This window comes from bacterium (assembly GCA_035371905.1).
Classification (GTDB): domain Bacteria; phylum Ratteibacteria; class UBA8468; order B48-G9; family JAFGKM01; genus JAMWDI01.
This window is the reverse complement of the sequence record DAORXQ010000135.1, coordinates 1-3,827: the sequence shown is the minus strand read 5'-3', so window position 1 is coordinate 3,827 and position 3,827 is coordinate 1. Positions and strand designations below refer to the sequence as shown.

4 protein-coding genes are annotated in these 3,827 nt (G+C 28.9%); all 4 read right to left on the bottom strand.

What is annotated here, in order from left to right:
- Positions 1 to 212: 212 nt before the first annotated feature.
- Positions 213 to 1,967 (bottom strand): clostripain-related cysteine peptidase, encoded by a 1,755-nt coding sequence (locus tag PKV21_09565; GenBank protein ID HOM27733.1) that lies wholly within the window; start codon positions 1,965 to 1,967, stop codon positions 213 to 215.
- A 212-nt stretch (positions 1,968 to 2,179) separates the two neighbouring features.
- The gene (locus PKV21_09560) at positions 2,180 to 2,323 is read right to left on the bottom strand and encodes a hypothetical protein (GenBank protein HOM27732.1); all 144 of its coding nucleotides are present in this window, start codon (positions 2,321 to 2,323) and stop codon (positions 2,180 to 2,182) included.
- 20 nt (positions 2,324 to 2,343) lie between these two features.
- Positions 2,344 to 2,937 (bottom strand): transporter, encoded by a 594-nt coding sequence (locus tag PKV21_09555; GenBank protein ID HOM27731.1) that lies wholly within the window; start codon positions 2,935 to 2,937, stop codon positions 2,344 to 2,346.
- Between the two features lie 29 nt (positions 2,938 to 2,966).
- The coding region (locus PKV21_09550) for a hypothetical protein (GenBank protein ID HOM27730.1) at positions 2,967 to 3,827 on the bottom strand (861 nt) is incomplete at its 5' end.

Here is a 3,827-nt window from a genome sequence, read left to right as displayed (position 1 = left end):
AGGCTACAACTGTCCCATCTCCTTTTAAGGCAACTGTATGATACCCACCAGCTGATATAGAAATAATTTTACACCAGGAAGAACTGACAAAAATCAATCCAAACAAAACTGCTAAACTCAAAATTCTTCTCATCCCTCCCTCCTTTTTTAAACAATTTTTTCATATATTTTCCCTTTATCAATCCTTTTTCCGAACCCGGTTCGGAAGGTGGCTATTCAAGTCCTATCGCTTTTCTCAAAATCTTTATTACATCTGTTATATCTACTAATTCATCTTCATTCATATCTGCAACACTTTTATCTACTGGGTCAAGTCCTATCGCCATCCTTAAACAAAATATTACATCGTCTATATCTATTATTCCATCCTTATTTATATCTCCTTTTTGAATATCTCCTGCCTTAACTAATATTTCAACATTATCAATTGCCCAAAACCAGTCAAAGTAAGCATTATAATAATGCCATCTGAATTTCACATTATCTTTACCTCCTGCAATATCTGAAATATCAACAACAACTACTCCTTCATCATCAATTTCTTCCCATCTTTTTAAATTCATCCATTCATTTTCTTCAATCTTAATATCAAAATCAGCAATCTCATCTGAATAATACCAAAATTTATGTGAAAACTTAATAAAAATTTTGTTATAATTGGAAAAATTAAAAGAGAAAGTTATAAGTTGCTCATTCATATTTCTATATCCAGAAGCATCACTATCAACTATCATAAATGGTTCTGTTAAATATTGACTTGTCCTGTTTTTTGGATTATTAGTTGTCCATGTATATCCATCATTATATCCATCTATAATTGTCCACCCTTCAGGAATTCCAGAAGAAAAGTCCTCTGAAAAAATTGTCTCATATCCATAAAATAAATTGGAATTTAAAAAAGAAATTAAAAACTCATCCCATAATGTCTCTATTGGAAAAGATATTGTGTTTTCATTATAATTTTGGTCAATTGTTGAAGAATAAGTAGGAAAGTAAATAGAAAGTCCATAAGAGGCATCGTTTAGGTTATTATCACATATAATTGTTTGCCTAAAAATTTCTTTAAATTGTTCTATATAATTTTTAATTTGCTGATTTTCTGTATGCATATAATAATTTTCAAAAAAACCATAAATGTCAACGAATTCAATATCATAAGTTTCTGCTTCTTCTCTTGATAAAAAAACATTTAACCAGTCATTTGAATTCATTATTTCAGAAAGTAGTAAATTTAATGATTGGTTTAATTCTGAAATTTTATTTAACCTTATTCCCGAAAGAGTATCTTGAGAAGAATAATTTACAATAAAAAAAGAAAGTTGTTCAGGTGTTGCATCTGGATTATTTTTTAAATTTAAAAGGAAATCTCTGTAATTCCAGCCAGTTGTTGTTTCTTCCTTTTCAGAAGCAACCATAACATTTGATAAATTCTTTATTTCATTTGCAACTTCAATCATTGCCATAAGACATGCATCAAATCCTATAAAATCAACATAATTATTCAAAAGTGCCTGGCTTACTTCCCTCATTGAAAGATAATCATTGCTTGTATCATCATAACATACTTCCTTTAAAACATGCCTTTTTTCTATATTAAACCCTGTAACTGAAAGTGATTTCCAGCCACCTCCGTGATTCCATAAAATTAAAGCATATTTTTCTGCTGGATAATTTGTTTTCGCCCAATTTATAAAATCAATCAAAGTTTGAGTGTCTCCCATATTTACTTCTCTACCACCAATCCCATCTCGCCAGTCCTTTATTGAATTTTCTTTTCTTGGTTCAAGACCAGTTGTTATATAAAATCTATTACATTCAGTCCAGTTCCCATATCTTGTATCATATCCACCTATTCTATCAAATTGAACAACAATATTTATATTTTCATTAGAACCAATAGAAGAAATTTCAAGAAAATCATTAATTGCATATTCTTCAAGGTCATTATCTCCGTCAAGATAAATCATAATTGTCCATGAGGCAGAAAATAGATTAAAGGAAAGAAAAAAGGAAAATATGCAAAATATAAATTTATTAATAAATCACCTCTCCTATACCTATTTTCTCTTTTATTTTCTTTATTTCTATTTTATTTTTTTCTATATCCTCTGTATTTTTGGAACTTTACCTTCTATCCCTTCAATCCATTCAACTGTAAATATTCTTTCCTGCCCAAGTTTCAAAAAATTGTCATTATTTCATCCATTGTTGTCATTAAATCATCCATCTTCTTATTGAACTCTCCTTTTGTAACCATCATCTCAATCTTCTTTGTTAATCTATCTTCCAACTTTTTTAAATCATTTTTTGTAATCGTAATCATTTTTAACTATCTCTTATCCTTTAAAATATACTCTTTATTCCTGTAAATGCCCTCCAACTACTTGCTCCATATCCATCATTTATTCCTGCACCTGCTCCTATTAAAAACTGAAAATTATTAAACTTCCTTGAAAAAGATATTATTCCCTCAATTGGATACTTCTCATTCTCAACAAAAAACCTATCATCACTTCTTCCTATTATTTCACCTGTTATTGCCATTTTCTCATTTATAAGATAAACCAAAGAAATCCCAAACAAAAAGGCATTTTTAATCTCTATCTGTCCAAGAGATACTGGGTCTTGATGTGAATAACCGAGATTAAAAGCCCATATTAAGTTATCTGTTAAATATTTATCAATAGAAAATTTTAAACCATATACCATTGAATCTGCACCAAATAATGCTTCCTCTTTTCCTGTCTCAAAACCAACAAATGGAATAATAACAAATCCAAAACCATCTTTTCCACCATCAAAGATTTTATATTTTCCAATCAAATATATATCTCCAAGTCCTGAATCATCATAATCTTGTCCTTCAAGTACATCCTGTTTTATAAGATATGGAACTAACAATGAAACATTAAATTTATCTGTTATTCCTGCAATCAATCCAAGTTGTAATATATTTTATGATGTAATTATATCTTTTTCAGTTCCTCCAATTTCTCCTTCAGGACTTCATTTGCATAAGAATAAATAAAATCAACTTGAGATTTCCCTTTTTCAAGTAAATTCCTTGTTGGAGTTAAAATTGTATATTTTTCACCTGGGGTTATTTTAAATATGTTTATATCCTGAGCAAATGAACTTGAAGAAAAGATTAAAAAGAAAATTAAAATAGGCAAAATATTTTTAAGTGTCTTTTTTTTAAGAATAATTGAGGAAAGACAAATAAGAATAAGTGGTAGTAATAGTCCTTTTATACAAAGATAGGCAAAAATAACAAATGGAATAATTAGTAATCTTACAAAAAATTTAAGTATATTGCTCTGACTTATTATTTCTGCATATCTTGGTGAATGTGAATAATACCATCTTACAAAAACCTTTCCTAATTTATTTGTAAGTAAGAACCTATCTCTAAATTCTCTTAAAATTCTAACTATTGGATGATTATAATTACCAAAACAGGCAGTTGCAATAAAACAACCTCCTCCACCTTCTACCTTTTGAACTCCTGATGGGTCAACTATTATTCCATTTTCCTTTCCATCAAAATCATATTTACCACCATCTTTAAGTTGTAATTCAACTGTTGTCCATCCTTGATGAGTTGTGCTTGGTGTTAATTTTGCATATTCATCTCCTGAATCTGGCATAAGTTTTAATACCCATTTCTGTTGATCATTATCATAAAAAACCTTTGACCATTTACTGTAATTCCCACGAATCTCAAATTTAATTAAAGCAGTTTCTCCTTCAGATATATCTTCAACCCTAATATCAAAAAGATTTACAAAATTTTCTCTTACTTCAGGGGAAAAATCAGAAACATTTAA